General features: G+C 71.2%; 20 protein-coding genes, 1 tRNA gene and 1 other RNA gene. 12 read left to right on the top strand and 10 right to left on the bottom strand.

The window, feature by feature from the left end:
• The first annotated feature begins 107 nt into the window (after positions 1-107).
• Positions 108-695, top strand: a complete 588-nt coding sequence (locus AB0N73_RS08435; RefSeq protein ID WP_363562331.1) for a hypothetical protein — start codon at positions 108-110, stop codon at positions 693-695.
• Between the two features lie 220 nt (positions 696-915).
• On the opposite strand, the gene AB0N73_RS08430 is transcribed toward AB0N73_RS08435, so the two are convergent.
• The 4 genes from AB0N73_RS08430 to AB0N73_RS08415 all read right to left on the bottom strand — a co-directional run bounded on the left by AB0N73_RS08430 (position 916) and on the right by AB0N73_RS08415 (position 5522).
• A tRNA-Ser gene (locus tag AB0N73_RS08430) sits at positions 916-1003 on the bottom strand.
• 26 nt (positions 1004-1029) lie between these two features.
• On the bottom strand, positions 1030-3291 hold the full coding sequence (locus tag AB0N73_RS08425; RefSeq protein ID WP_363562329.1) for a DUF3488 and transglutaminase-like domain-containing protein: 2262 nt from the start codon (positions 3289-3291) through the stop codon (positions 1030-1032).
• Positions 3278-4513: a DUF58 domain-containing protein gene (locus tag AB0N73_RS08420; RefSeq protein ID WP_363562327.1), complete on the bottom strand. Its 1236-nt coding sequence runs from the start codon at positions 4511-4513 to the stop codon at positions 3278-3280. Before AB0N73_RS08420 ends, AB0N73_RS08425 begins: the two co-directional genes overlap by 14 nt.
• A gap of 4 nt (positions 4514-4517) precedes the next feature.
• Complete coding sequence (locus tag AB0N73_RS08415) at positions 4518-5522, bottom strand: MoxR family ATPase (protein ID WP_363562325.1); 1005 nt, start codon at positions 5520-5522, stop codon at positions 4518-4520.
• A 101-nt stretch (positions 5523-5623) separates the two neighbouring features.
• On the opposite strand from AB0N73_RS08415, the gene ffs reads away from it, so the two are divergent.
• Positions 5624-5720, top strand: an RNA gene (ffs, locus tag AB0N73_RS08410) — signal recognition particle sRNA small type.
• Between the two features lie 130 nt (positions 5721-5850).
• On the opposite strand, the gene AB0N73_RS08405 is transcribed toward ffs, so the two are convergent.
• The gene (locus tag AB0N73_RS08405) at positions 5851-6402 is read right to left on the bottom strand and encodes a hypothetical protein (protein ID WP_363562323.1); all 552 of its coding nucleotides are present in this window, start codon (positions 6400-6402) and stop codon (positions 5851-5853) included.
• Between the two features lie 304 nt (positions 6403-6706).
• Here AB0N73_RS08405 and pta point away from each other — a divergent pair, with 304 nt between their 5' ends.
• From pta to recR, 6 genes are all read left to right on the top strand, one after another.
• Positions 6707-8845: a phosphate acetyltransferase gene (gene pta, locus AB0N73_RS08400; protein ID WP_363562321.1), complete on the top strand. Its 2139-nt coding sequence runs from the start codon at positions 6707-6709 to the stop codon at positions 8843-8845.
• Positions 8846-8852: 7 nt separating this feature from the next.
• Positions 8853-10073, top strand: coding sequence for an acetate kinase (locus AB0N73_RS08395; protein WP_363562319.1), 1221 nt, complete (start codon positions 8853-8855; stop codon positions 10071-10073).
• Between the two features lie 210 nt (positions 10074-10283).
• Positions 10284-11009: a beta-phosphoglucomutase family hydrolase gene (locus AB0N73_RS08390; protein WP_363562339.1), complete on the top strand. Its 726-nt coding sequence runs from the start codon at positions 10284-10286 to the stop codon at positions 11007-11009.
• 52 nt (positions 11010-11061) lie between these two features.
• Positions 11062-13584: a glycosyl hydrolase family 65 protein gene (locus tag AB0N73_RS08385; protein WP_363562317.1), complete on the top strand. Its 2523-nt coding sequence runs from the start codon at positions 11062-11064 to the stop codon at positions 13582-13584.
• A gap of 79 nt (positions 13585-13663) precedes the next feature.
• Positions 13664-15898: a DNA polymerase III subunit gamma and tau gene (locus AB0N73_RS08380; RefSeq protein WP_363562315.1), complete on the top strand. Its 2235-nt coding sequence runs from the start codon at positions 13664-13666 to the stop codon at positions 15896-15898.
• Complete coding sequence (recR, locus tag AB0N73_RS08375; RefSeq protein WP_363562313.1) at positions 15898-16491, top strand: recombination mediator RecR; 594 nt, start codon at positions 15898-15900, stop codon at positions 16489-16491. The genes AB0N73_RS08380 and recR overlap by 1 nt, the downstream gene beginning before the upstream one ends.
• Before the next feature lie 25 nt (positions 16492-16516).
• On the opposite strand, the gene AB0N73_RS08370 is transcribed toward recR, so the two are convergent.
• Together AB0N73_RS08370 and AB0N73_RS08365 are read right to left on the bottom strand one after the other, a co-directional pair.
• A complete protein-coding gene (locus AB0N73_RS08370; RefSeq protein ID WP_363562311.1) occupies positions 16517-17008 on the bottom strand; it encodes a hypothetical protein in 492 nt (163 codons plus the stop codon).
• An 18-nt stretch (positions 17009-17026) separates the two neighbouring features.
• Positions 17027-18424 carry a threonine/serine exporter family protein gene (locus AB0N73_RS08365; RefSeq protein ID WP_363562309.1) on the bottom strand — a complete coding sequence of 466 codons (1398 nt, stop codon included), beginning with the start codon at positions 18422-18424 and terminating at the stop codon, positions 17027-17029.
• A gap of 177 nt (positions 18425-18601) precedes the next feature.
• Between AB0N73_RS08365 and AB0N73_RS08360 the strand changes: the two genes are divergently transcribed.
• The 3 genes from AB0N73_RS08360 (at position 18602) to mqo (ending at position 22720) form a co-directional block, all read left to right on the top strand.
• Positions 18602-19888 carry an aspartate kinase gene (locus AB0N73_RS08360; protein ID WP_363562307.1) on the top strand — a complete coding sequence of 429 codons (1287 nt, stop codon included), beginning with the start codon at positions 18602-18604 and terminating at the stop codon, positions 19886-19888.
• A gap of 192 nt (positions 19889-20080) precedes the next feature.
• The gene (locus AB0N73_RS08355; RefSeq protein WP_363562305.1) at positions 20081-21151 is read left to right on the top strand and encodes an aspartate-semialdehyde dehydrogenase; all 1071 of its coding nucleotides are present in this window, start codon (positions 20081-20083) and stop codon (positions 21149-21151) included.
• Positions 21152-21262: 111 nt separating this feature from the next.
• On the top strand, positions 21263-22720 hold the full coding sequence (mqo, locus tag AB0N73_RS08350) for a malate dehydrogenase (quinone) (protein ID WP_363562303.1): 1458 nt from the start codon (positions 21263-21265) through the stop codon (positions 22718-22720).
• Between the two features lie 153 nt (positions 22721-22873).
• On the opposite strand, the gene AB0N73_RS08345 is transcribed toward mqo, so the two are convergent.
• Positions 22874-24106: a sigma-70 family RNA polymerase sigma factor gene (locus AB0N73_RS08345; protein ID WP_363562301.1), complete on the bottom strand. Its 1233-nt coding sequence runs from the start codon at positions 24104-24106 to the stop codon at positions 22874-22876.
• Between the two features lies 1 nt (position 24107).
• Positions 24108-24533, bottom strand: a complete 426-nt coding sequence (locus AB0N73_RS08340; RefSeq protein ID WP_363562299.1) for a YciI family protein — start codon at positions 24531-24533, stop codon at positions 24108-24110.
• A 95-nt stretch (positions 24534-24628) separates the two neighbouring features.
• Between AB0N73_RS08340 and AB0N73_RS08335 the strand changes: the two genes are divergently transcribed.
• The gene (locus tag AB0N73_RS08335; RefSeq protein WP_363562297.1) at positions 24629-25273 is read left to right on the top strand and encodes a thymidine kinase; all 645 of its coding nucleotides are present in this window, start codon (positions 24629-24631) and stop codon (positions 25271-25273) included.
• Here AB0N73_RS08335 and AB0N73_RS08330 read toward each other — a convergent pair.
• Positions 25266-26117, bottom strand: a complete 852-nt coding sequence (locus AB0N73_RS08330) for a DUF1295 domain-containing protein (protein ID WP_363562295.1) — start codon at positions 26115-26117, stop codon at positions 25266-25268. The two genes, AB0N73_RS08335 and AB0N73_RS08330, sit on opposite strands and share 8 nt — an antisense overlap.
• Between the last annotated feature and the right edge of the window lie 23 nt (positions 26118-26140).

Below are 26140 nucleotides of genomic sequence, written 5' to 3'. Positions count from 1 at the left end.
TTTTTCCCAACACGACGCTTTTCCTATCTCGCGCCTTACACTATCACTATCGTGGTGTGCGGGGCGGCCTTGCCGCCCGGCACACCTCGCTTTATCCGGGGTGTCTCATGCATGATCCAGCGCGTTCCGCCGGCCGCGGACGGCCTCGAGCGGGTTCCTTCCGCGACTTTGCGCCGCACGCCCTGGCGGAGGGGCGAGGGCTCACCCGGGAGCTCGCGTCCGAGAACGGCGAGGGGCTCACCCTCCAATGGGCCCTCCATCTCCTCGAGGTGCGGTCTCGCGAGGCCAGGATCCGACAGCCCGCGGGCACGGCGCAGCTCGTCGTCGGGCTCTCCGGCCCGCAGGTCCTCGTCGGCGACGGCGATGCCCGTGTGCCCCTCCGGCCCGAGGTGGTCGTCTCGGAGCGCACCGCGACGCTCGACCTCAGCAGGCCCGGCCCCCGCGGCGGCATGCCGCCGAGCACGCTGCTGACCCTGAGTTACGACTCCTCGCGCGCCACGCCCAGCATCCACTTCGCCCACGTCACCGGGCACCTGCATCTGCGTCCCGACGTGCGGGTCGTGGTGGTCATGCGCGGCTCGATCACCCACGACGACCTGAGCCTGCCGGCGAAGTCCGTGCTCTCGCTCGAGCCGGGCTCCTCGCCGTACCTGCACGGCGAGGACGCGCGGGTCGTGCTCCTGCGCGTCCCCTAGCTCAGCGCGAGGACCGAGCGGCAACCACCGAGCGCACGACTTCCCTCCGAGTGCACGACGTACTCACGCGCCTACCCGGTGCGCTAGACGGCAAGCCGTGCACTCGGCGCTGCGCGCCTGCGCCAAGCCTCTGCGGCGTGGGCCCACCCGAGGGTTCGCATCCGCTCAGCCCGATGAACGACAGAAGCCGGCACCCCTGCGGGGCACCGGCTTCTGTCGTTGGCGGAGGATGGGGGATTCGAACCCCCGAGGGCTTTCACCCAACACGCTTTCCAAGCGTGCGCCATAGGCCACTAGGCGAATCCTCCTCGGCCCCGGAGGGCCGCATACCATCCTACCGTGCTCGCGCGGCTGCTCCGGACCCGGCGCCCGCCGCATCCGTTCCGGGGCGCACGACGAGGGAGCGCGGGGCCAGGAGGGCGAGGGTGCGGCGCGCCGGCGGGGAGGCCGCACCGAGGCCCGCGCGCACGGCCGCCGCCGCCGACACCAGAGAGCGCCCGCCCCGCGTCCGCCCGACGGCGACGGCCCCCGTGGGCGCGTAGCTCGCGTGCTCGATCGCGCCGACCAGCGCCTGCATCGCCTCCGCCGGCGCCCCGAGCGCGATGAGCCGAGCCCCGAACGCGCGCGGGGACTCGCTGGGAGGTACGGGGATGCCGAGATCGATCGCCGCGGTCTGCACGAAACGCCACGCGGCGCTCTCGTCGCCGGTACCCGCAGCGGCGAGCGTGCGACGGCGGACGACCTCGCGGGCCACTGCCGGAGCGGCGAGGACCGCGAGGCCCAGGAGCACGGCGAGGGTCGCGGGCCACAGCGCGCCGACGCCGCCGCCGGCGTTCTGGCTGCCGGCCTGCGGGGCGTCGGGAGTGTCGGGGCGTTCGGTGGGTGCCGTGCTGGCCGTGGGCTCGGGCTGGTCGGCCGGTGCCTGGTCGGGGCGGTCGGTGGCGCTGCCGGTGGCCGTCGTGAAGACCGTCGCGACGCCGAGACTGTTCGTCGGTTCGAACGGCACCCAGCCGATGCCCTCGAAGTACACCTCCGGCCACGAGTGCAGCAGGTCGCTCGTGACCGAGTACACCAGCCGGTCGTCGACCCGCTCATCGGTGCCCATGCCCGGCAGGTAGCCGATCACGATGCGGGTCGGCATGTCGAGCGAACGGGTCATGACGGCGAACGCCGAGGCGAAGTGCACGCAGTACCCCTCGCGCACCTCGAGGAACTGGGCGATCGCATCGACGCCCGCCCCGTCGAATCCGTCGTCCACGGGCGCGCGCAGGGAGTAGCTGAACTCGCTCGAGCGGAACCACCGCTGCAGCGCCGCCGCCGCGTCGTAGTCGTTGGTGGCCTCGGCGGTGATCTCGCGGGCCGTCTCGGCGATGATCTCGGGCGTGCCGTCGGGGATGTCCCGCAGCTGCGGGTCGACGTTCGCGCCCCGCGACGTGGCGGCCCGGATCTGCTCGAGCGATGGCCGCGGTGCCTGCGTGATGACCTCGTAGCTCTGACCGCCCGTGAACGTGTCGGCGCCGACCACGGTGCGGTTGTCGGGCACGATGCCCCAGTTGCCCGTGAGGCCGGTGATCTCGGTGGCCGGGAACGGCACCGGCAGGAAGGCGGTGTCGAGCTGTTCGATCTCGACGTGCGTGTCGGCCTCGTTCAGGGCCACGTCGCCCCTCGCGCCGACCGGTCCGAACCCGTCGCCGCCGTCGACCGGGGTGCTTTCCCGCTGATCGGGGCGCCACACATCCCCCACGAAGCTCGACAGCGTCACCGCGCGCAGATACGGGGCACGGGCGTCCGAGGTGTGCACCCGCAGCACCTCGACGGGATTGGGGCGGCGCAGGTCGTCGCCGAGGCGCAACGTCGGATTGATCCCCGTGTTGCCCACGCCGCCGATGGTCGAGGACCGGGTGTCGGGGGCCGGCAGCAGGGGAGTGACCACGACGGCGACGGTGAGGGCCACCGCCGCGATACCGATCGCTGACACGGTCGTGCCCGCCGAGCGCGGTGCGGAACGCCCCGCCCGGGTGCGCGTGTCGGTGCGCAGCAGGAAGAGGATGCTCGCCGCCAGCAGCGCGAAGGCGAAGACGTCCATCGGCGCGGGCACGGCGATCGCCGGAACGAGGGCGACGGCGACGAGGGCCACCGCACCCAGCAGGGGCATCCGCGTCGTGAGCACGACGTGGTCGAGCACGACCGTCAACGCCCCGATCGACGCGACGACGAAGAAGGAGAGCGCGGGGGTGGGCTCGAGCGGGGCAGCGCCGACGGCCATCTCCTGCACGGCGCCGCCGATCGCGGCCCACATCGCCGACAGCGTGGTGGGCGAGGGCACGAAGCCCGCATAGGCCGACGGGCCGAAGAACATCGCCGTCACCCCGAACACCCAGAGGACGAACTCGATTGCGGTCGCGCCCAGCGGAGCGACGCCGATGCGGCGCAGCACCACGCCGATCGTCAGCAGGACGGCGGCGAGGCCCAGGCCCGACGCCACCCACCAGCCGGGGCCGACCACCCGCAGGACCGGAAGCGTGGTGGCGATGAGGGCGACGAAGATGCCGACGGCCAGCGCCGCCTGACCGCCCGAGCGCTCACGAGCCGACATGACCGAGCCTCCGATCCACGGCCGCGTGCCAAGAACGGCTCACGTCGTCCTGCAGCTGCGCCGCCGCCCACCCGGATGCCGCATCGAGCGCACCGGGACCGGGCGACGTGGCGAGCAGCACCGGAAAGGAGCTGTGGTGGCCGACCGCCGACAGCGTGGCCGCATCCGCCTCGTCCAGCCGACCGGTCACGACGATGAGGGGTCCCGTCGTCTCGCCCGCGAAGAGGTCGACGAGCGCGAGGAGGTGATCGTCGAGTCGCGCCTGCACGGTCGCGAGCATGAGCATGGCCGCGTCGAGGCCTGCCGCGTCGCCGGGATCGATGCGGTCGCACAGCAGCGCGCCGTCCGCGTCGCACACGTCGACGGCGTAGCCGTCGTGCGCCAGGCGCGCCACCACGGCGGCGCAGGCCCGGACCGCGGATTCGAACGCGTCGTCCGCGGCCGTGGACTCCATCGCCTCGGGCGACCACCGGGCGACGCCGCGGTCGAGCACGACGGTCGCTTCGGGCGAGCTCTCCTGCTCCTCCTGCCGCACCATCAGCTCGTCGCGGTGCGCCGAGGCGCGCCAGTGGATGCGGCGCATCGAGTCGCCGGGCGCCCACGGCCGGGCGATGACGTCGTCCGAACCCTGCCCGAGTCGGTTGAGGCGCACCGCGTCGGCGCCGCCGCTGCGGCCGGGCACCCCCGCGAGCGAGGGCAGGTCGACGACGGCCGGGGTGACGACCACGCGCGTCGGCTCGCCGAGCGAGACGGTGCGCCGCGCGATGCCGAACGGGTCGGTGGAGGTGAGCTCCAGCGGCCCCAACCAGTGGATGCCGCGCCGCCCGGCGGTCACGCGGTAGGACACGTGTGCTTCGCGCTCGCCGCGGCTCAGTCCCGAGGGGAGCGTCGGAAACGTCCCGTCGGCATCGCCGGCGAGTCCGTCCGAGAGTCCGTCGCGCCACCGTCCCCCCGAAGCGGGCAAAGCGGTGCGCAGCAGGACCCGCACCGCGACGTCGATCTCTTCGCCCGAGACCGGGCGCCGCGGCGCGATGACGCGGGTCACGTCGGCCCGGCCGCGGGTGGCCCAGACGACGCCCATGCTCGCGGCGGTGAGGGTGAGCAGCAGGATGCCGAACCAGACCAGTTCGACCAGGCCGAGCTCGCCCGACGCGATGATGCTCGCGATACCGAGGACGAGCGCGCCGGTCCCGCGCACGGTCAGCGGCCAGAGACGTCTCATGTGTTCACGCGCGGGAGGCCAGCGGCACCCGCACGCCGCCGATGATGCGCTCGAGGATCGCCGGCACGCCGTGGCTCTCGCCGCGCGCGCTCCCGGCGCGGGCGGCGATGAGCCGGTGGGCGAACACCGGCACGACCAGCGAGGCGACGTCGTCGGGGATGACGAACGAACGCCCCTCGAGCGCCGCCCAGACCTTCGCCGCACGCACGAGCTGCAGCGTCGCCCGCGGGCTCGCGCCGAGCCGGATCTCGGGGTGCGCGCGGGTGGCCTGAGCCAGCGCCACGGCGTACTCCTCGACGGCGGGCGAGACGTGGATGCGGCGCGCCCAGGCGATCAGCTCGCCCACCTGCGCGGCCGAGACGACAGGGGTGATGTGCGCGAGCGGGTTCTCCGTCTCGCGCTGCCGGAGCATGAGCACCTCGGCCGCGGCATCCGGGTAGCCCATCGAGATGCGCATCATGAAGCGGTCGCGCTGCGCCTCCGGCAGGGCGTACGTGCCCTCCATGTCGAGGGGGTTCTGCGTGGCGACGACGAGGAAGGGGTCGGGCAGCACGCGCGACCGGCCGTCGACGGTGACCTGGCGTTCCTCCATCGCCTCGAGAAGGGCGGACTGGGTCTTGGGGGAGGACCGGTTGATCTCGTCGGCGATCACGACGTTCGCGAACACCGCGCCGGGCTTGAACTCGAACTCGCGCGCCGCCGGGTCGAATACAGAGACGCCGGTGACGTCACCGGGGAGGAGATCGGGGGTGAACTGGATGCGGCGCACCGTCGCATCGATCGAGGCCGACAGCGCCCGGGCGAGCATCGTCTTGCCGACGCCCGGCACGTCCTCGATGAGCAGGTGCCCCTCGGCGAGCAGTGTGACCAGGGCAGACCGCACGGCGGCGGGCTTGCCGTCGATCACCGTCGACACGCTGTCGGCGATCGCGGTCGTGATCTGCGCGAACGATGCGGCGGTGACCGCCGGGGCGAGGAGCCCATCCGAGACGTGCGCGGTGTCGGTCATCCATCGGCCTTCCGTTCGGGCGGGCTCGCCGCCCCGATCGTAACCCGGCCACGCAGGCCCCTGGCGGGGGATTAGCCGAGAGCTGCGTGCGTTAGACTCGAATCAGCTCTCCGCGAGGCGGCATCCAGGCCAACTCCCCCAGGACGGAAACGTAGCAAGGGTAACCAGGCTCTGCCGGGTTCGCGGAGAGTCTTTTCTTTCCCCCGACAACCCGCGCGGGCGTCCGTTGTCGGCGTGGAACGCCCCCCGGAGATCGACGACCTGCGCCGGATCCCGGGGATCACGGGTGCGGCCGACGTCACCGGCGACGCGGGCCTGAGCGGGGCGCTTACTCGTCGCCCTCGACGAAACTGCAATCGACCGATCCGGCTCGCTCGTCGGCGACCAGGACATTGCCGTCGCGGCGGATCTCGCACGAGATGACCGTGGTGGCGACCGGAGTCCGCGCGTTGATTCCGATGACCGTTGCGTTCGAGTCGAGAGTGATGGTGTCTCCCGAGTTCCACGTCGCGGTCGTGCGATCGGCGCCGTCCCTGATCACCACGTCGACAGGATCGGGGGAGTCGACCTCGATCGTGTAGACCGCGGACGGGGCCGCGGCCCCTGAGGAGATCGCCGCGACGACGACGACGGCGGGAACCATCATCGCCAGGGGCGCCAGCACGAACGCGATGACGCGTCCGGGGCGAGCGTCGGCGGATCCTCGGGCCATGAGAGCGAGAACGAGTGCGACCGCACCGAGGACGATGGGTCCGAGCAGGAGGACGACGCGCGACGACGACAGGAGCAGCGTCATCGCGAAGAAGGCGAGCGCGACGATCGAGAGCACCACACTCGCCAGGCGCAGCCGCGACACCGCGAGAGCCCGACCTTCAGGCATGGGATGCTCCCTTCATCGAGCGAACAAGCGACCCGACCTCACAGACCGGCGATCTCGGCCGATCCCTCGACGAACAATATCTTTGCGATCGGCGAACGGACCTGGTTTCGGGCCGTGTCCCCGCAGCCGAGCTTCGTGCTCATCGATCGCTCACTCGCGCTACGGCGCCGTCGCGACGTGCCTCGGGTCGATGCACCCGAGTGGCGCTGATCCCGCGGCGGCGGGAGGAACCTGCCGGGGGTGCGGAGGTTATTCACGGACGGCTCATCTGGCTCCCCAGGTAAGGGCGACCTAGGCTGGTCGGGTGGCTCAGAGCATCCTCATCACGTCAGCAGAAGGCCATTCCGGGAAGTCGACGATCGCGTTGGGGGTGCTGGAGGCACTGAGCCACGCGACCGCTCGCGTGGGAGTGTTCCGCCCGATCGCGCGGTCGACCCGCGAACGCGACTACGTGCTCGAGATGCTGCTCGACCACGACGGCGTCGATCTCGCCTACGACGACTGCATCGGCGTCGACTACGACGCGCTGCACGCCGACCCGGATGCGGCCCTCGCGCGCATCGTCGAGCGGTACAAGACCATCGAGGCGCAGTGCGACGCGGTGGTCATCCTCGGCAGCGACTACACGGATGTGGGGGGTCCCGCCGAGCTCGGCTACAACGCCCGCATCGCCGCGAACCTCGGCGCACCCGTCCTGCTGGTCGTGGGCGGACGTGCGCAGCAGGGGCAGGGCGAGCAGCTGGGCATCAGCGAGGCGCGCACGCCCGACGACGTCGCGCAGATCGCCAAGCTGTCGGTGAGCGAGCTGCGCGCCGAGCGCGCCGAGCTCTTCGGCGTGGTCGCGAACCGTGTGGCGCCCGACCGTCTCGACGAGACGATCGCCGCGATCCGCACCTCGGTGCGCGAAGCCGCCGACGTCCCGGTCTGGGCGCTCCCGGAGGACCGTTACCTCGTCGCCCCGTCCGTCCGGGTCGTCATGCGCTCGGTCGACGGCGTGCTCGTCAAGGGTGACCCTGACCTGCTCTCCCGCGACGTGCTCGGCGTCATCGTCGCCGCGATGTCGCCCGCGAACGTCCTGCCGCGCCTCAGCGAGAGCGCGGTCGTCGTGATCCCGGCCGACCGCACCGAGGTGCTGCTCGCGACGCTCCTCGCCAACGCGTCCGGCACGTTCCCCTCGATCGCCGGCATCGTTCTGAACGGACCGTTCCCGCTGCCCGCCGACATCGACCGCCTCATCGACGGCCTCGACTCGCGGGTGCCGATCATCGCGACCGACCGCGACACCTACGACACCTCCGTGCGCATCATGAACACCCGCGGACGCCTGGCCGCCGACTCGCAGCGCAGCTACGACACGGCGCTCGCGCTGTTCGAGACGCACGTCGACGGGGCCGAGCTCACGCGTCTGCTCGGACTCGCCCGCCCCACCGTCGTCACACCGCTCATGTTCGAGTACGGCCTCGTGGCGCGCGCCCGTTCCGCCCGCCGCCGCATCGTGCTGCCCGAGGGCGATGATGACCGCGTGCTGCGCGCCGCCGCCACCGTGCTCGCCCGCGGCATCGCGGACGTCACGATCCTGGGTGAGGAGATCGAGGTGCGCGGTCGCGCCCTCGAACTCGGCATCGACCTGACCGGCGCCGACATCGTCAGCCCCTTCGACGCGGTGCTCGTGCAGCGCTTCGCCGAGGAGTACACCCGCCTGCGCGCCCACAAGGGCATGACCCTCGGCCGCGCCGCCGACACGATCACCGACGTCTCCTACTTCGGCACGATGATGGTGCACCTGGGTCTGGCCGACGGCATGGTGTCCGGCGCCGCGCACACCACGGCCCACACCATCCGGCCCGCGTTCGAGATCATCAAGACGCGTCCCGACGTCTCCGTCGTCTCGAGCGTGTTCCTGATGGCGCTCGCCGACCGCGTGCTCGTCTACGGCGACTGCGCCGTCATCCCGGACCCGACCGCGCCCCAGCTCGCCGATATCGCCGTGTCGTCCGCCGAGACCGCCGAGCGGTTCGGGATCACGCCGCGCGTCGCGATGCTCTCGTACTCGACCGGCGAGTCCGGCTCGGGCGCGGACGTCGAGAAGGTGCGCGAGGCCACCGTGCTGGTGCGCGAGCGCGCCGCCGACCTGCCGGTCGAGGGCCCCATCCAGTACGACGCCGCCGCCGACGCGGCCGTCGCGTCCAAGAAGATGCCCGGCTCCGCCGTGGCCGGGCGCGCGACCGTGTTCGTCTTCCCCGATCTGAACACGGGCAACAACACCTACAAGGCGGTGCAGCGCTCCGCCGGCGCCGTCGCGATCGGGCCGGTCCTGCAGGGGCTCAACAAGCCGATCAACGACCTGTCCCGCGGCGCGCTCGTGGAGGACATCGTCAACACGATCGCGATCACCGCCATCCAGGCCCAGGGCGAGGCGCCCGCATCCGAAGAGGAACGGTAAGTAACACATGAGCGTCGTCCTGGTCATCAACAGCGGCTCGTCGTCCTTCAAGTACCAGCTCGTCGACCCCGAGACGGGCGCCGCCCTGGCCTCGGGTCTCGTCGAGCGCATCGGCGAGCCGGTGGGTGTCGCCAAGCACAAGGTGCACTTCAGCGGGGCGGGCGCCGCCGCGGTGGATGCGGAGTACGCCCGCGAACTGCCGATCCCCGACCACGCCGTCGGCTTCGGCGTCATGCTCGAGGCCTTCGCCGAGCACGGCCCGTCGCTCGAGGAGAACCCGCCCATCGCGATCGGACACCGCGTCGTCCAGGGCGGGGCGCGCTTCTTCCACCCGACGCTGATCGACGACCTCGTCGAGATCAACATCGACGAGCTGTCGGTGCTGGCACCCCTCCACAACCCCGGCGCCGTGCAGGGGATCCGCGCGGCGCGCGCGGCCTTCGCCGACCTGCCGCACGTGGCCGTCTTCGACACCGCGTTCCACCAGACGCTGCCGCCGGCCGCGTACACGTACGCGATCGACCGCGACATCGCTCGCAAGCACCGCATCCGCCGGTACGGGTTCCACGGCACCAGCCACCGGTACGTCAGCCAGGCCGCTGCCGACTACCTCGACACCCCGGTGCGCGAGCTCAAGCAGATCGTGCTGCACCTGGGCAACGGCGCGTCCATCACCGCGATCGACGGCGGGCACTCGGTGGAGACCTCGATGGGGCTCACCCCGCTCGAGGGCCTCGTCATGGGAACCCGCTCGGGCGACCTCGACCCGTCGGTCCTGCTCGTGCTGGCGCGCCGCGAGGAGATGTCGCCGAGCGAGCTCGACACCTTCCTCAACAAGCGCAGCGGCATCCTGGGCCTCGCGGGCGTCTCGGACATGCGCGACGTCGAAGACCGCTACGCGGCGGGTGACGGTGCGGCGACCCTCGCCTTCGACGTCTACATCCACCGCCTGCGCGCCTACATCGGGGCGTACATCGCGCAGCTCGGCGGCGTCGACGTCATCTCCTTCACCGCCGGCGTGGGCGAGAACTCCGCGACCGTGCGCGCCGCGGCGCTGGAGACCCTCGGGTTCCTGGGCCTGAAGCTCGATCCGCAGCGCAACGAGGAGCGCCGGCGCGACGTCCGCACGATCTCGACGGACGATTCCGCGATCACGGTGCTCGTGGTGCCCACCAACGAGGAGCTCGAGATCGCCCGCCAGGCCGTCCAGGTCGTCGCCGCGTCCTGACCCGGGTTCCGCGTCTGCCCATCCCGCATCCGCCGAGCGCACGACATCCCGCCGAGTGCACGGCTCACCGACGCAGCCAGGCCGTGCATCCGACGCGAAGCCGTGCACTCGGGATGCGGTGACGCGGGGCGGCGGATACCGACGCGTAACCTGTCGCGACTACGCTGGCCGAAACCCTGGTCGACCCGCTCTGGAGGCTTCGTGACCGATCTGCCCGTCCTGCCCGATCTGTCCACGTACGATGCCGTGCTCTTCGACCTGGATGGGGTCCTCACCCCGACGGCCGAGGTGCACATGCACGCGTGGCAGACGATGTTCGAGAACCTGTTCGCGGCGTGGAACATCGTGCCGCCCTACACCGAGCACGACTACTTCGAGCACCTGGACGGGAAGAAGCGGTACGACGGCGTCGCGAGCCTGCTGCGCTCGCGCGACATCGAGGTGCCGTGGGGCGACCCCGCCGACGACCCGGCGCTCGACACGGTGTGCGGGATCGGCAACCGCAAGAACGACGTGTTCGCCGCCGTCCTGCGCGAAGACGGCGTGGCGCCGTACCCCGGTTCGCTCGCGCTGCTGGATCAGCTGCAGGCGCAGGGCATCCCGGTCGCCGTGGTCTCGAGCTCGAAGAACGCCGAAGAGGTGCTGCGCGCCGCCGGCATCCGCGATCGCTTCGGCGTCGTCATGGACGGTGTGATCGCCGAACGCGACCACCTGGCGTCCAAACCCGCTCCCGACGTGTTCATCGAAGGAGCCCGGATGCTGGGCGTCGACCCGGCTCGCAGCGCCGCCATCGAGGACGCCATCAGCGGGGTGCGCTCGGCGGCGTCCGGCGGCTTCGCGCTCGTCGTGGGCGTCGACCGCGGCGTCGGCCCCGATGCGCTGTTCGACGCGGGCGCGCACGTGGTCGTCGACGACCTCGCGGCGTTCGTAGACTGAGCCGACCCCCCTCCACCGCGACCTCACGACCCCCCGTGCGGAAGGCATGCCCATGATGGATCGAGACCGTTTCCCCGTCGACCCGTGGCGACTCGTCGAGCGCACGTTCGATATCGACGAGGCGGGCGTCACCGAGACGCTCTTCACCCTCGGCAACGGCTATCTGGGCCTGCGCGGGAACCAGCCGGAGGGGCGGTTCGGTCACGAGCACGGCACCTTCATCAACGGCTTCCACGAGGTCTTCCCGATCCGTCACGCCGAGCAGGCGTACGGCTTCGCCGAGGTGGGGCAGACCATCATCAACGCGCCCGACGCGAAGGTGATGCGGGTGTACGTCGACGACGAGCCGCTGTCGTTCGATGTCGCCGACCTGCTCGAGTACGAGCGCAGCCTCGACCTGCGCGACGGCGTGCTGCGCCGTCACCTGCTCTGGCGCACGCCGTCGGGCAAAGAGGTGCGCATCGACTACGAGCGCATCGTCTCGTTCGACGAGAAGCACCTCGCGATCATGAGCATCGAGGTGACGGTGCTGAACGCCGACGCCCCGGTGACGGTCAGCTGCCAGCTGGTCAATCGTCAGGACGGCGAGGACGTCTACGGCGGCCGCCCGGCGGGCAAGCTGAAGGCCGGGTTCGACCCGCGTCGCGCGGAGCGCATCCACGACCGCGTGCTGCAGCCCGAGGAGTACTGGCAGGACGGTGCGCGCTCGGTCCTGAGCTACCACGTCACCGAGTCGGGCATGTCGCTGGCCGTCGCCGCCGACCACCTCATCGAGACCGACAACCAGTACACCGCGCGGAGCCTCGTGCAGCCCGACATCGCCAAGAACGTGTTCCGCGTGCAGGCGAAGGCCGGAGTGCCCGTCAAGGTCACCAAGCTCGTGAGCTATCACACCTCGCGCGGCGTGCCCGCCTCCGAGCTGGTCGACCGCTGCCGGCGCACGCTCGACCGTGCCGGGCAGGAGGGCGTCGCCGAGCAGTTCGCCAAGCAGCGCCGCTGGCTCGACGGCTTCTGGCAGCGCTCCGACGTGCGCATCGGCGGCCACGACGACCTGCAGCAGGCCACCCGGTGGTGCCTCTTCCAGCTCGCCCAGGCTGCGGCGCGCGCCGACGGCCAGGGCGTGCCCGCCAAGGGCGTCTCGGGTTCGGGGTACAGCGGCCACTACTTCTGGGACACCGAGATCTACGTCCTGCCGTTCCTGACGTACACGACCCCGCACTGGGCGCGCAACGCGCTGCGGATGCGCGTGCACATGCTGCCCGCCGCCCGCAAGCGCGCGTTCCAGCTGAACGAGGCCGGCGCCCTCTTCCCCTGGCGCACGATCAACGGCGAGGAGGCCTCGGCCTACTACGCCGCGGGTACCGCGCAGTACCACATCAACGCCGACGTCAGCTTCGCGCTGGCCAAGTACGTGCGCGCCACGAGCGACGTCGAGTTCCTCTACCGCGAGGCCGTCGACATCGCCGTCGAGACGGCGCGGATGTGGAACTCGCTCGGCTTCTGGCGCGACGAGATCGACGGGCAGGACTCCTTCCACATCCACGGTGTGACGGGACCCGACGAGTACACGACGGTCGTGAACGACAACCTGTTCACGAACGTCATGGCGCGCTTCAACCTGCGCTTCGCCGCACGCACCGTCCGCGAGATGGAACTCGAGGCGCCCGAGGCGTACCGCCTGATGGTCGACCGCCTGCACCTCGACCCGGATGAGGCGGAGGCGTGGGAGAAGGCCGCCGACGCCATGCACATCCCGTTCAGCCCGGCGCTCGGCATCCACCCGCAGGACGCGGTGTTCCTGGAGCGCGAGGTGTGGGACCTGGAGAACACCCCCGACGAGCAGCGTCCGCTGCTGCTGCACTTCCACCCGCTGGTGATCTACCGCTACCAGGTGCTCAAGCAGGCGGATGTGGTGCTCGCGCTGTTCCTGCAGGGCAACCACTTCACCGACGCCGAGAAGCTCGCGGACTTCGAGTACTACGACGCGCTGACGACGGGGGACTCCACCCTGTCGGGCGTGGTCCAGTCGATCCTCGCGGCCGAGGTCGGCTACCAGGACCTGGCGCTGGAGTACTTCCTCGACTCGATCTTCGTCGACCTCGCGGACCTGCACTCCAACGCGGCCGACGGTGTGCACGTCGCCTCGGCAGGCGGCGTGTGGACCTCGCTCGTGTGCGGCTTCGGCGGCATGCGCGACCACTTCGGCGAGCTGACCTTCGATCCGCGCCTGCCCGCCGACTGGCCGGAGCTGTCGTATTCGCTCGCCTGGCACGACGCGCAGCTGCACGTCGTGCTGCGCCGTGACGAGATGATCGTGAGCAACGGCGCGGGCGGCGACGAGGTGGCGTTCACGGTGCGCGGTGTCGCCTACACGGTGGGCGGCGGCGACGAGGTCGTGGTGCCGCTCGCCACGCAGGGCCCCGTGCGGGAGGGGCGTCCGACGCTGCGGATGTTCGCCGACGTGCGCCTCGAGGACGGCACGCTGCTGTCCGCATCGGTTCCGACGCTCACCTCCGCCATCCCCACCGTCACGGGACCCGTCCCGGTCGGCGGGGACCGCGGACTGGACGCCTGATCGACGGATGCGGCGGAGGGCGCCCCACCGCGCGGGTTCTCCCCGCCGCGGTGTCGGCGGCACGCCGTAGGCTAGTGCGGTGACCACAGCCCTCTACCGCCGCTACCGTCCTGAGGCGTTCGGCGAGATGATCGGGCAGTCCCAGGTCACCGACCCGCTCATGACGGCGCTGCGCGGCGACCGCATCGGTCACGCGTATCTGTTCTCGGGCCCGCGAGGCTGCGGCAAGACCACGTCGGCGCGCATCCTGGCGCGCTGCCTCAACTGCGCCGAGGGCCCCACCGACACGCCGTGCGGCACGTGCGACAGCTGCGTCGAGCTGGGGCGCGGCGGCGGCGGGTCGCTCGACGTCGTCGAGATCGACGCGGCCAGCCACAACGGCGTCGACGACGCACGCGACCTCCGCGAGCGGGCGATCTTCGCCCCCGCGCGCGACCGGTTCAAGATCTTCATCCTCGACGAGGCGCACATGGTGACCCCGCAGGGGTTCAACGCGCTGCTCAAGCTGGTCGAGGAGCCCCCGGCGCACGTCAAGTTCATCTTCGCCACGACCGAACCCGAGAAGGTCATCGGCACGATCCGCTCGCGCACCCACCACTACCCGTTCCGGCTGGTGCCGCCGGCGGCGATGCTCGAGTACGTGCAGCAGATGTGCGAGACCGAGGGCGTCGCGGTCGAGCCCGGCGTCCTGCCGCTCGTCGTCCGCGCCGGCGGCGGGTCGCCGCGTGACACCCTCTCGCTTCTCGACCAGCTCATCGCCGGCTCCGAGAACGACGCCGTCGGGTACGAGCGGGCCGTCGCGCTGCTGGGCTACACGCACGCCGAGCTGCTCGACGAGGTCGTGACCGCCTTCGGCGACGGCGATGCCGCGGCGGCCTTCGCCGCCGTCGACCGCGTCGTGCAGACCGGGCAGGACCCGCGTCGTTTCATCGAAGACCTGCTCGAGCGGCTGCGTGACCTGATCGTCATCGCCGCCACCGGCGCCGGTGCCTCGTCCGTGCTCCGGGGCATCCCCTCCGACGAACTCGAGCGGATGTCGCGGCAGGCGGTCGCGATCGGCACCGCGCGGCTCTCGCGCATCGCCGACATCGTCATCGCCGCGCTCGACGAGATGACCGGCGCCACCTCGCCGCGTCTCCAGCTCGAACTCATGGTGGCGCGCGTCCTCGCGCAGGGCGGCGCGGTGGTGGCAGCCGCCCCCGCCGTCGTGGCGGCATCCGTGCCGGCCCCGGCGCCGGTGCGCGAGCCCGTCGCCGCCCCGGCACCGGTGCGCGCGCCGGCCAGCGCACCGCTTGCCAGCGCACCGCCCGCAGCCGCACCGCGCGCGGATACCCCGAGTCCGGCCCCCGAGGCGCGTCCGAGCGCACCGGCCGCCGACGCCCCGGCCCCGGCGGCCACCGTTGCCGCCGAGGCGCCCGCAGAGCCGGCGCCCGCCGCCGCTCCCGCGCCGGAGGTGCCGGCAGGGCCCGTCACGCTGCAGCGCATGCGCGACGCGTGGCCCGAGGTCCTCGGCCGTCTCGAAGGCATCAGCCGGTCGTCGTGGTTGATCGCCACGGTGGCCCGCGTCGCGGGACTCGACGGCGACATCCTCACGCTGACCTTCCAGAGTCAGAGCGACGTCGCGGCCTTCAAGCGGCGTGCCGCCGGCAGCGGGCCGAGCGAGGACCTCCGCCAGGCGATCCAGGGCATCCTCGGCATCCGGGTCAAGTACATCGCCCGCCAGGACTCCGAGGGGTCCGGGGGCTCGGGCGATGCCGGCCCCGGCGATCCCGGTCCTGGTCCCGCCGCCCCCGGCGACGGCGCTGCGGGCGGACCGAGCGTCGGTACCGCGCCCGCACCGGCGAGTGACCCGGCGGCGCCGCGGGCAGCGGCGCCCGCGCCCGGTGCGCCCGAGCAGCGGCCGGCCACGTCGCGTCCCGCGAACGCCGCGCCCGTCACCGAGTGGGCCGTCGCCCCCATCCCGACCGAAGACCCGTCCGCCGTGGTCGCCGCGGGGCAGCTGCCCGTCGACGACGAGCCGGAGGACGTGTCGTTCGCGCCGCAGCGCACCGTCACGCTCGCGCCCCCGGCGCCCGCGGACGGCGCCGTCCTCGCTCCGGCCGAGGTCGCGCCCTCGTTCGCGGCCGACGAGCCGGACGACCCCGAGAACGAAGAGACCTACCCGGTCGACGTACCGGTGCCCCCCGTCGTCGTCCCGCCGACGCGCACCGCGCCGAGCGGCATCCAGCGCTACGGCGAGGCCGTGGTCCGCCAAGTCCTGGGCGCCCAGTTCGTCCGTGAAGAGCCCTTCGAACGCCCCACGAGGTTCGCCTGATGTACGACGGCATCGTCCAAGACCTGATCGACGAGTTCGGCCGCCTTCCCGGCATCGGGCCGAAGTCCGCGCAGCGGATCGCGTTCCACATCCTGCAGACACCGAACTTCGACGTCGTGCGGCTGTCGCAGCTGCTCGGCGAGGTGCGCGACAAGGTGCGCTTCTGCGAGGTGTGCGGCAACGTGACCGAGCAGGTGCGGTGCGCCATCTGCCGTGATCCGCGGCGCAACGAGACCCTCATCTGCGTCGTCGAGGACGCGAAGGACGTGGCGGCCATCGAACGCACCCGTGAGTTCAAAGGCCTGTATCACGTGCTCGGCGGAGCGATCAGCCCGATCGCGGGGGTGGGCCCGGACGATCTGCGCATCGCGCAGCTCATGCAGCGCCTTGCCGACGCGACGGTGCAGGAGGTCATCCTCGCGACTAACCCGAACCTCGAGGGCGAGGCGACGGCGACTTATCTCAGCCGGCTCCTGACGACCCTCGAGATCCGCGTCACCCGGCTCGCGTCCGGCCTGCCCGTCGGCGGCGACCTCGAGTACGCCGACGAGGTGACCCTCGGTCGCGCGTTCGAGGGGCGCCGCGTCCTCTGAGGACGACGCCCCGGCGCCGGTCCCGTCAGCGCAGGACTTCGACCAGCGCCACCCACGACACGACGACCGCCGCGACGATGGCCAGCAGCGCGCCGGCCGCGGCGGCGACGAGCGAAGCGGCGGGGTGGGTGAAGGCCAGTACGCCCGCGATCAGGTAGGCGAGCACCGGCAGGAATCCCAGCAGCGACTTCAGGAGCCGGGCGCGATCGGCCGGTGACGGATCGATCAGGATGAGCCGGGCTGTCACGCCCTGGAAGCTGCCCGCGACGATCGTCACGGCGAGCACCACGACTCCGAACGCCGGGGCGGGAAGCGCCGGCACGAGTCCGAGACCGCACACCACGAGGGCGAGGACGAGCGAAGCGACCCCCGTTCCCAGGCGCGCCGTGAGCGTGCGCGAGGCGACGATCTGAGTGATGTTGACGCTCGCCGCCACGATGACGAGTCCCGCGAGGGCGGCCGTGGCACTCACCATCGCCACGTTGAACTCGCTCCAGCTCTCCAGAAGGTGCCCCATGCGGTGCACCCTAGCGGGTCAGCCGCGGACGCGGGCTCGACTGCGGATGACGCTGCCGAGCGAGGCGCGCAGGGGCTGGCCGAGGTAGATGCCCAGCGATGCGCCGACCGCGAGGCTGATCCCGACCACGCCGGCCGAGACGAGCGTGCCGAACCCGGTGAGCAGGAGCGCGGCATGATCGCCCGATTCGACGATCATGAGGAGCCCTCGGAACACCGCCGCACCCGGCACCATAGGCAGGATGGCCGCGGTCGTCACAGCGACCGAGGGCACGTGCAGCCGGAACGCCACGATGATGCCGACGAAGCTGCCGACGAACGCGCCCACGCCGCTCGCGGCGGCGGTCTCGAACCCGAGGGCTCCCGCCGCCACGTACCCCGCCCAGGCGACCAGGCTCAGCAGCGCGCTGATGACGACGATCCGCGGTCCGGCGCCGTTGAACACCGCGACGGACACGGCGATCAGGGCCGCCCCGGCGAACTGCAGCGGAAGGGGACCGAGGGGGAGCGCCTCGCTGGGCGGCGACATCCCGAACCCGATGACGCGCGCGGTCTCGAGCCCGGCGAGGATGCCCAGCACGACGCCGAGCGTCTGCGTGACGAGCTCGAGGATGCGGCCCGTCGCGGTCAGCGCGAACCCGTCGATGGCATCCTGCGCGGCGCCGACCACGGTGAGTCCGGCCAGCATCAGCACGATGCCCGAGGCGACGACGACCGAGGCGCGGATGCCGTCGGCACCGGGCAGACCCGTCTCCCGCAGCAGCGGGGCGAAGGACGCCACGACGGTGAGGACGAACGCCCCCGCGATCTGGCTGAAGAAGAACGGCACCGACGCTCGCGCGAGCGCGAACTGCGTGAGCGCGGCGAGCCCCGCCGCGGCGAACGCCAGCAGGATGACGATCCAGTTGGCCCCGAACATCACGGCCACGCCCACCGCCAGCATCGCCTGGGCGACCACCACCCAGACGGGGCGGTAGCGGAACGGGGTGCGCCGGATCGCGCGGTACTCGGCGGCGGCGCCCTCCAGGGTGAGCCCGTCGCGGATGCTCTGCACGAGCGACTGCAGTCGCTGCAGTCGCTCGTGGTCGGGCACAGAGCCACGCACCACCCGCATCAGGGTGATGGGGCGGTCCTCACCGCTGCGGTGGTGCGCGACGGCGATCGAGTTGTAGGTGACGTCGACGTGCACGGGGTGCAGCCCGTAGACGCCGGCCACCCGAACGACCGTCAGCGTCACCTCGCTCGCTGGCGCTCCGGCCACCAGCATGGCCTCGCCGATCCGGATGGCGAGATCGAGGATCCGCACCGCCAGCGCATCGTCCACGAGCGGCAGCGCCTCGGTGTAGGCGGCGTCCAGCGGGCGGGGGCGGACGATGCCGCCGAGCGACGCGAACAGGGCTCGGCGCCGTCGATTCATCGGCAGAGGACTTTCGTCAGAGGAGGGGGATTCCTCGAGTGTAACGACCGGTCCCCGCACCCGCGCCGACACATGGCGGGCCCGGAATGGAGGCAACTCTAAGATGGGCGGAGGCCGCATCATCCGCGAGCCCTTCGTCTTGCGCCGACACACGGCGTCACCCCCGGGAGCAGCACAGTGGCGTTGATCGTGCAGAAGTACGGCGGATCGTCGGTCGCGGATGCCGAGAGCATCAAGCGCGTCGCCAAGCGCATCGTCGACACCCGCCGGGCCGGGCACGACGTCGTCGTCGCGGTGAGCGCCATGGGCGACACCACCGATGAGCTCCTCGACCTCGCCGGCCAGGTGGCCCCCATCCCGGCGCCGCGCGAGCTCGACATGCTGCTCTCCTCGGGTGAGCGCATCTCCATGGCGCTGCTGGCCATGGCCATCCACTCGATGGGCTTCGAGGCGCGGTCGTTCACGGGCAGCCAGGCCGGCATGATCACCGACGCCAAGCACGGCGCGGCCCGCATCGTCGACGTCACCCCCGTGCGGCTGCGCGAAGCGCTCGACGAGGGCGCCATCGTCATCGTGGCGGGCTTCCAGGGCTTCAACCGCGACACCCGCGACATCACAACCCTCGGTCGTGGCGGCTCCGACACGACGGCGGTCGCGCTGGCCGCAGCGCTCGACGCGGACGTCTGCGAGATCTACAGCGACGTCGACGGGATCTTCACCGCCGACCCGCGCGTCGTGCCCAAGGCGCGCAAGCTCCCGTTCGTCTCGAGCGAGGAGATGCTCGAGCTCGCCGCCAACGGCGCGAAGGTGCTCTACATCCGCGCCGTCGAGTATGCGCGCCGGCACGGCGTCGTCATCCATGCGCGTTCGACGTTCTCGTCGAGCGAGGGCACCTATGTGCTCGACGCGCAGCAGCGGTCCGCGTACGTCCCCGAGGGAGAATCCATGGAAGAGCCGATCGTCGCCGGTGTCGCCACCGACCTGAGCCAGGCCAAGATCACCGTGACCGGCGTGCCGGACGTTCCCGGGAAGGCCGCCGAGATCTTCAAGATCGTGGCGCGTTCCGGCGCGAACGTCGACATGATCGTGCAGAACGTGTCGGCCGCCACCACCGGCCGCACCGACATCTCGTTCACCGTGCCCAAGGACGACTCCACCGCCGCGCTGAAGGCGCTCGCCGCCGATCAGGCGGAGGTCGGCTTCGAGAGCCTCGTGCACGACGACCAGATCGGCAAGCTGTCGGTCGTCGGCACCGGCATGCGCACGAACTCCGGTGTCTCGGCGACGCTCTTCGAGGCGCTCAGCACGAGCGGCATCAACATCGAGATGATCTCGACCTCCGAGATCCGCATCTCGGTGGTGCTCCGCGCCGACGACATCGCCGGCGCCGCCCGCGTCGTGCACACCGCCTACGGGCTCGACGGCGACTCCGACGCCGTCGTGCACGCCGGCACCGGTCGCTGACCCACCCCCTCCGCCCCGCACCTGCGGGGAAGCGGACGCGGAGGCACGCCGCACGCTGGCAGGATCCGGGCGGATGACGGCAGGCCGGGGATGCCCGCCGCGCGAGCACGCCGCATCCGCCGCGATACAATCGGGCAACCCCGCGCGGAATCTTCGGGATTCCGCGCGCCCCGCGACACCGAGGACACCGCCATGACCCGCATCTCCGCTTCCGGACTCTCCGTCGCCATCGTCGGCGCCACTGGCCAGGTCGGCACGGTCATGCGCGAGATTCTGACGGAACGCTCGTTCCCGATCGGCGAGCTGCGTCTCTTCTCGACCGCCCGCTCGGCGGGCACCGCGATCGACTTCGCCGGCACCACCGTGATCGTCGAGGACGTCGCCACCGCCGACCCCGCCGGCATCGACATCGCCCTCTTCTCGGCCGGCGCCACGGGCAGCCGGGCGCACGCCCCCCGCTTCGCCGAGGCCGGCGCGGTCGTCATCGACAACTCCAGCGCGTGGCGCAACGACCCCGAGGTGCCCCTCGTGGTCAGCGAGGTCAACCCGCACGCGATCGACGACCGCCCCAAGGGCATCATCGCGAACCCCAACTGCACCACGATGGCGGCGATGCCGGTGCTGAAGGTCCTCGACAGCGAGGCGGGCCTCGAGCGGCTCATCGTGAGCACCTACCAGGCCGTCTCCGGCTCCGGACTCGCCGGTGCGCAGGAGCTGCTCGGACAGGTCGAGGGGGTCCTCGCCCAGGGCGACACCCTGCGCCTCGTGCACGACGGTTCGGCGATCGACTTCCCCCAGCCCGAGAAGTACATCGCCCCCATCGCCTTCGACGTCATCCCGTTCGCCGGAAACCTCGTGGACGACGGCGACAACGAGACGGATGAGGAGAAGAAGCTCCGCAACGAGAGCCGCCGCATTCTCGAGCTCCCGGATCTGCGCGTCGCGGGCACCTGCGTGCGCGTGCCCGTCTTCACGGGGCACTCGCTGAGCATCAACGTCGAGTTCGCCCGCGCGATCACGCCCGAGCGTGCGCGCGAGGTGCTCTCGTCGGCTCCGGGCGTCGCCCTCGAAGAGGTGCCCACCCCTCTCCAGGCCGCCGGCAAGGACCCGAGCTACGTCGGCCGCATCCGCCAGGACCAGTCGGCTCCCGAGGGCAAGGGTCTGGTGCTGTTCATCAGCAACGACAACCTGCGAAAGGGCGCGGCGCTGAACGCCGTGCAGATCGCTGAGCTCGTCGCCGCGTCGCTCACCGCCGCGGTCTGATCGGGCGCACCCCGGCACCGGGGTTTCGGGCCCGTCAACATCGTCGGATCTTGATGGCCCAGCCCCGCCCTGCACGTCCGGGGTGCTCGCGCGGCGAACTAGACTTGTCGGGTGACAGGAACCGTCGACGTCCTCCTGATCGGTGGCGGCATCATGAGCGCCACGCTCGGGACCTTCTTGCAGCAGCTCCAGCCCGACTGGAAGATCGCCCTCTACGAGCGTCTCGGCGACGTCGCGGAGGAGAGCTCCAACGCGTGGAACAACGCGGGCACCGGGCACGCTGCGCTCTGCGAGCTGAACTACATGCCCGCTGCCCCCGACGGATCGGTCGATCCGACGAAGGCCGTCTCGATCAACGAGCAGTTCCAGCAGAGCCGTCAGTTCTGGACGAGCCTGGTCGAGCGCGGTGTGCTGGACGAGCCGCAGACCTTCATCGCGGCGACGCCGCACATGACGTTCGTGCGCGGTGAGAAGGACGTCTCGTACCTCAAGAAGCGGTACGAGGCACTGCGCACCCAGCCGCTCTTCGACGGCATCGAGTACAGCGAGGACTCCCGGGTCATCAACCAGTGGGCGCCGCTGCTCATGCAGAAGCGCCGCGCCGGCGAGCCGTTCGCGGCGACCCGCGTGCCCAGCGGCACCGACGTCGACTTCGGCGCGCTCACCCGGCAACTCATCGGCTCGCTGAAGGCCAACGGCGCCGAGGTCGCCACCGGCCGCGAGGTCAAGAGCCTGAAGCAGAAGAAGGACGGCACCTGGCAGGTGCGCTATCGGCACACGGTGGGCGGGACGCCCGGCGAGGTCAACGCGCGCTTCGTCTTCGTCGGCGCCGGCGGATGGGCCATCAAGCTGCTGCAGAAGTCCGGCATCCCCGAGATCAAGGGGTACGGGGTCTTCCCGATCGGCGGCCAGTGGCTCAAGACCAGCAACCCCAAGCTCGTCGCACAGCACCGCGCGAAGGTCTACTCGCAGGCCTCGGTGGGGGCGCCGCCGATGTCGGTGCCGCACCTCGACACCCGTGTGGTCGAGGGCGAGACCTCGCTGCTGTTCGGTCCGTTCGCGACCTTCAGCCCCAAGTTCCTCAAGACCGGTTCCTCGTGGGACATCGTGTCGCAGGTGCGCCCCTCGAACCTCGGCAGCATGCTCAAGGTGGGGGCCACCAACTTCGGGTTGGTGAAGTACCTGGTGAGCGAGCTGCTGAAGACCCACAAGCGCAAGGTGGAGAGCCTGCAGGAGTTCGTGCCGACGGCCGAGAGCGCCGACTGGGAGCTGCTGAACGCGGGCCAGCGGGCGCAGGTCATGAAGGGCGGCAAGCTGCAGTTCGGCACCGAGGTCGTCTCGGCGGCGGACGGCTCGATCGCGGGTCTTCTCGGAGCGTCTCCGGGCGCGTCGACGGCGGTCTCGATCATGCTGGGCGTGCTGAAGGACTGCTTCCCCGACCGCATCGCGGAGTGGGAGCCGACCCTCACCGAGCTGATCCCGAGCTACGGCACCACGCTCAATCCGGATCCGGATGCCGCCCGTGCGTCGACGGAGCGGACCGCAGAAGCGCTGCACATCACGGCCTGAGCCCTCTCCATCCCGCCGAGCGAGCATCCATTCGGCCACCGCGCATCCGTTCGGATGCTCGCTCGCCGAACAGATGCTCACTCGGGGTGGGGGGCCGTCAGGACTCGCGGATGCGGGAGCCTCCGCGCCATGCGGGCGGAGGGCCGAGAGGCATCACCGCCTGAGGGCGGCGGCCTTCTCTCGGAGCACCTGCGCCTGACGCGCGTTCCCGGTCAGCAGGGCCGCCGCGTCGAGCTCGCTGCAGGCCTCGTCGATCCGGCCGACCTGCGCGAGGAGCTCCCCGCGGACGCTCGGCAACGTGTATGAGCCGCGCAGCGCATCCGAGCGCACCAGCTCGTCGACGATGCGCAGCGCCGCGTGGGGCCCGGTGGCCATCGACACCGCGACCGCACGGTTGAGCTCGACCATCGGGTTGGGGGCGAGCCGCCCCAACGCCTCGTAGAGGACGACGATCCGCTCCCAGTCCGTCTCGGTCACGTCCGCGGCGGCCGCGTGCGTGAGACCGATCGCGGCTTGGAGGGCGTAGGCGCCGCGCCCGCGCCCGAGACGATCGGATCGTTCGAGGGCGGCTGCGGCGCGCGCGATCTGCGCGCGGTCCCAACGACGCCGATCCTGGTCGGCGAGCAGCACCGGATCGCCGGTGGGGGACACGCGGGCGGCGAAGCGCGACGACTGCACCTCCATGAGCGCGACGAGCGCCTGCGCTTCGGGTTCACGGGGCAGCAGCGCGGCCACGATGCGTCCGAGCCGGAGCGCTTCGTCGGCGAGGTCGCGCCGGATCCACCGGTCTCCGGTCGTCGCCGCGTACCCCTCGGTGTAGATCAGGTAGATCACGCTCAGCACCCCGGCGAGGCGTGCCGGCCACTCCGGCGGATCCGGCGTCTCGAACGGCACCGCGGCGGCGCTGAGCGTCTTCTTCGCCCTCGTGACACGGGCCTGGACCGTCGCCACGGGGACCAGCAGCATCCGCGCGATCTCGGTCGTCGACAGCCCGCCCACCACTCGAAGCGTCAGGGCCACCTGCGATTCGCGCGAGAGCGCCGGATGGCACGCGGTGAACACGAGCCGCAGCACGTCGTCCTCGAGGGGCTCCCACGTCGTGTCGACGACGTCGGACAGATCCCGCCCGATCATGCCGTAACGGTCGTCGAGCGCCGCCCGGCGACGCCAGTCGTCGATGGCGCGCCGCCTGGCGACGGTGGTCAGCCAGGCGCCCGGGTTCTGCGGCACGCCCGTCCGCGGCCACGTCTCGAGAGCTTCGACGAGTGCTTCCTGCGCGACGTCCTCCGCACGGCCCAGGTCGCCGGTCGCCTTCGCGATCGTCGCGACGATGCGCGCGCTCTCGATGCGCCAGACGGCCTCGACCGTGCGGGCGACGTCGGGCACGTCAGCCCTGCGGCTCGGCCTCGCCGCGCCACTCCTTCTCTTTCTGGATGTACTCGTTGTCCTGGAAGTCGGCGAAGTCGCTCTCGTCGGTGATGCGGCGCACCTCGATCTTGTTGCCGGGGCCGAGCGGCGCCCGCTTGGCCCATTCGATCGCCTCTTCGCGCGTGGAGACCTGGATGGTCCAGAAGCCGTTGAAGAGCTCGTGGACCTCGCCGTAGGGGCCGTCGGTGACGAGGGGAGCGTCCCCGGTGAACTCGACGACGGCGCCCTGCGCGGCGTCGGTCAGACCGTCGCCGCCGACGAGCACCCCCGCGTTGACCATGGACTCGTTGAAGGCTCCCATCGCGTTGATGACAGCCTCGAAGTCCATGTCCTCGAACTTCTCGACGGACCCGCTGTTGCGCATGATGAGCATGTACGTGGACATGTGTGTTCCTCCCGATCTGTGGGGGCGCGTTCTCGCCCCTCTACTATCGCGTCGAACGGCGCCGACCGAAATCGACATCCCCGTAGAATCTGCGGGTGGCCAAGCTCTATTTCCGCTTCGGAGCGATGAACTCCGGAAAGTCGACCGCGCTGCTGCAGGCCGCCTACAACTACGAGGAGCGCGGACAGCACGTGCTGTTGGCCAAGCCCGAGATCGACACGAAGGGTGCCGACCAGATCGCGAGCCGCCTGGGCGTAACCCGCGACGTCGACTTCCTCATCCGCCCGGGCGATGACGTGCGCGCGCTGTTCGCCGAGCACCGCCGCCGCGTGCGGGCGGAGGCCGCGGACGCCCACGTCCCGGCGGGTGCGTCCGAAGCGGATGTGGCCTGCCTCCTCATCGACGAAGCGCAGTTCCTCACCCGCGAGCAGGTCGACGACCTGCTGCGCATCGTGGTCATGGACGGTGTGCCGGTGCTCGCCTACGGCATCCGCACCGACTTCCAGACCCACGCCTTCCCGGGGTCTCGCCGGTTGATGGAGCTCGCCCACAGCTTGGAAGAGCTGAAGACCATCTGCCGGTGCGGACGCAAGGCGCTCTTCAACGCGCGTCTGGTCGGCGGTCGGTTCGTCTTCGAGGGCGACCAGGTGGCGATCGACGAGCTCGCCGCCGATCGGGTGACGTACGAGTCGATGTGCGCCGAGTGCTACCTGCGCGAGTCCGCGGGCCGGCTCAGCTGACAGCGCCCGCCGTCGCCGGCTCCGCTCGTCGCGGCGGCCAGGGGATGAGCATCGAGGTGCTGCGGCGGTACGCGGCGTACGCCGGGTACTTGCCGGCGGAGATCGACTCGGTGAAGATCGTCGACCCGATGAACAGGACCGTCAGCAGCACGGCGCCGACGATCGAGGCGTTGACCGCGCCGCCCCAGAACCCGGCACCCGCGGCCACGGCGGCGCTCGCGCCGAGGAGGTAGAACGCCCACCATTGCGCCTGCTCGAAGAAGAAGTTGGGGTGACGGCTGTAGCGGAAGAGTCCGGTCGTCACGAACCCCGGCTCCTTGTGCCCGCCGGCGCGGCTCTTGGCGCGATGGAACGCCCACTGCTGCTGGTCGGCGACGGTCTCGCCGATCAGCAGCGCGAGCATCAGCAGCGCGAAGACCACATCCCATCCGGTGAGGGGCGCCGGATTCTGGAGGGCGACGAGCGCCGGCAGCGTGATGAGCACGAGCAGGGCGTTCTGGTACAGGACGATGAAGAGCAGGTTGAAGATCTGGAACTGCCAGGGCCGCATCCGGCCGCGAAGGATCGCCCAGCGGTAGTCCTCCATGCCCGTGTACCCGCCCTTGCGGGCGAAGTTGTACGTGAGTCGTGCACCCCAGAGCGTCACGAGGACGGCCATGACGATGAGTCGTGCGGCATCCTCACCGGCGACGAGGGCGGCGCCGGCGAACACCCAGACGTAGGCGACCGGCACGATCGACCAGATGCGGTCGACCCACGAGGTGTCCTTGGTCAGCAGCGAGAGTATCCAGCAGCCGGCGCACACGATGCCGGCGATGATCAGCACGATCCCCAGGGCGTCCATGCCCACAGCGTAGACCCGGGCCG

The organism is Microbacterium sp. NPDC089189 (assembly GCF_040685095.1).
Lineage (GTDB): Bacteria > Actinomycetota > Actinomycetes > Actinomycetales > Microbacteriaceae > Microbacterium.
This window is presented reverse-complemented; position numbering and strand designations above follow the sequence as displayed.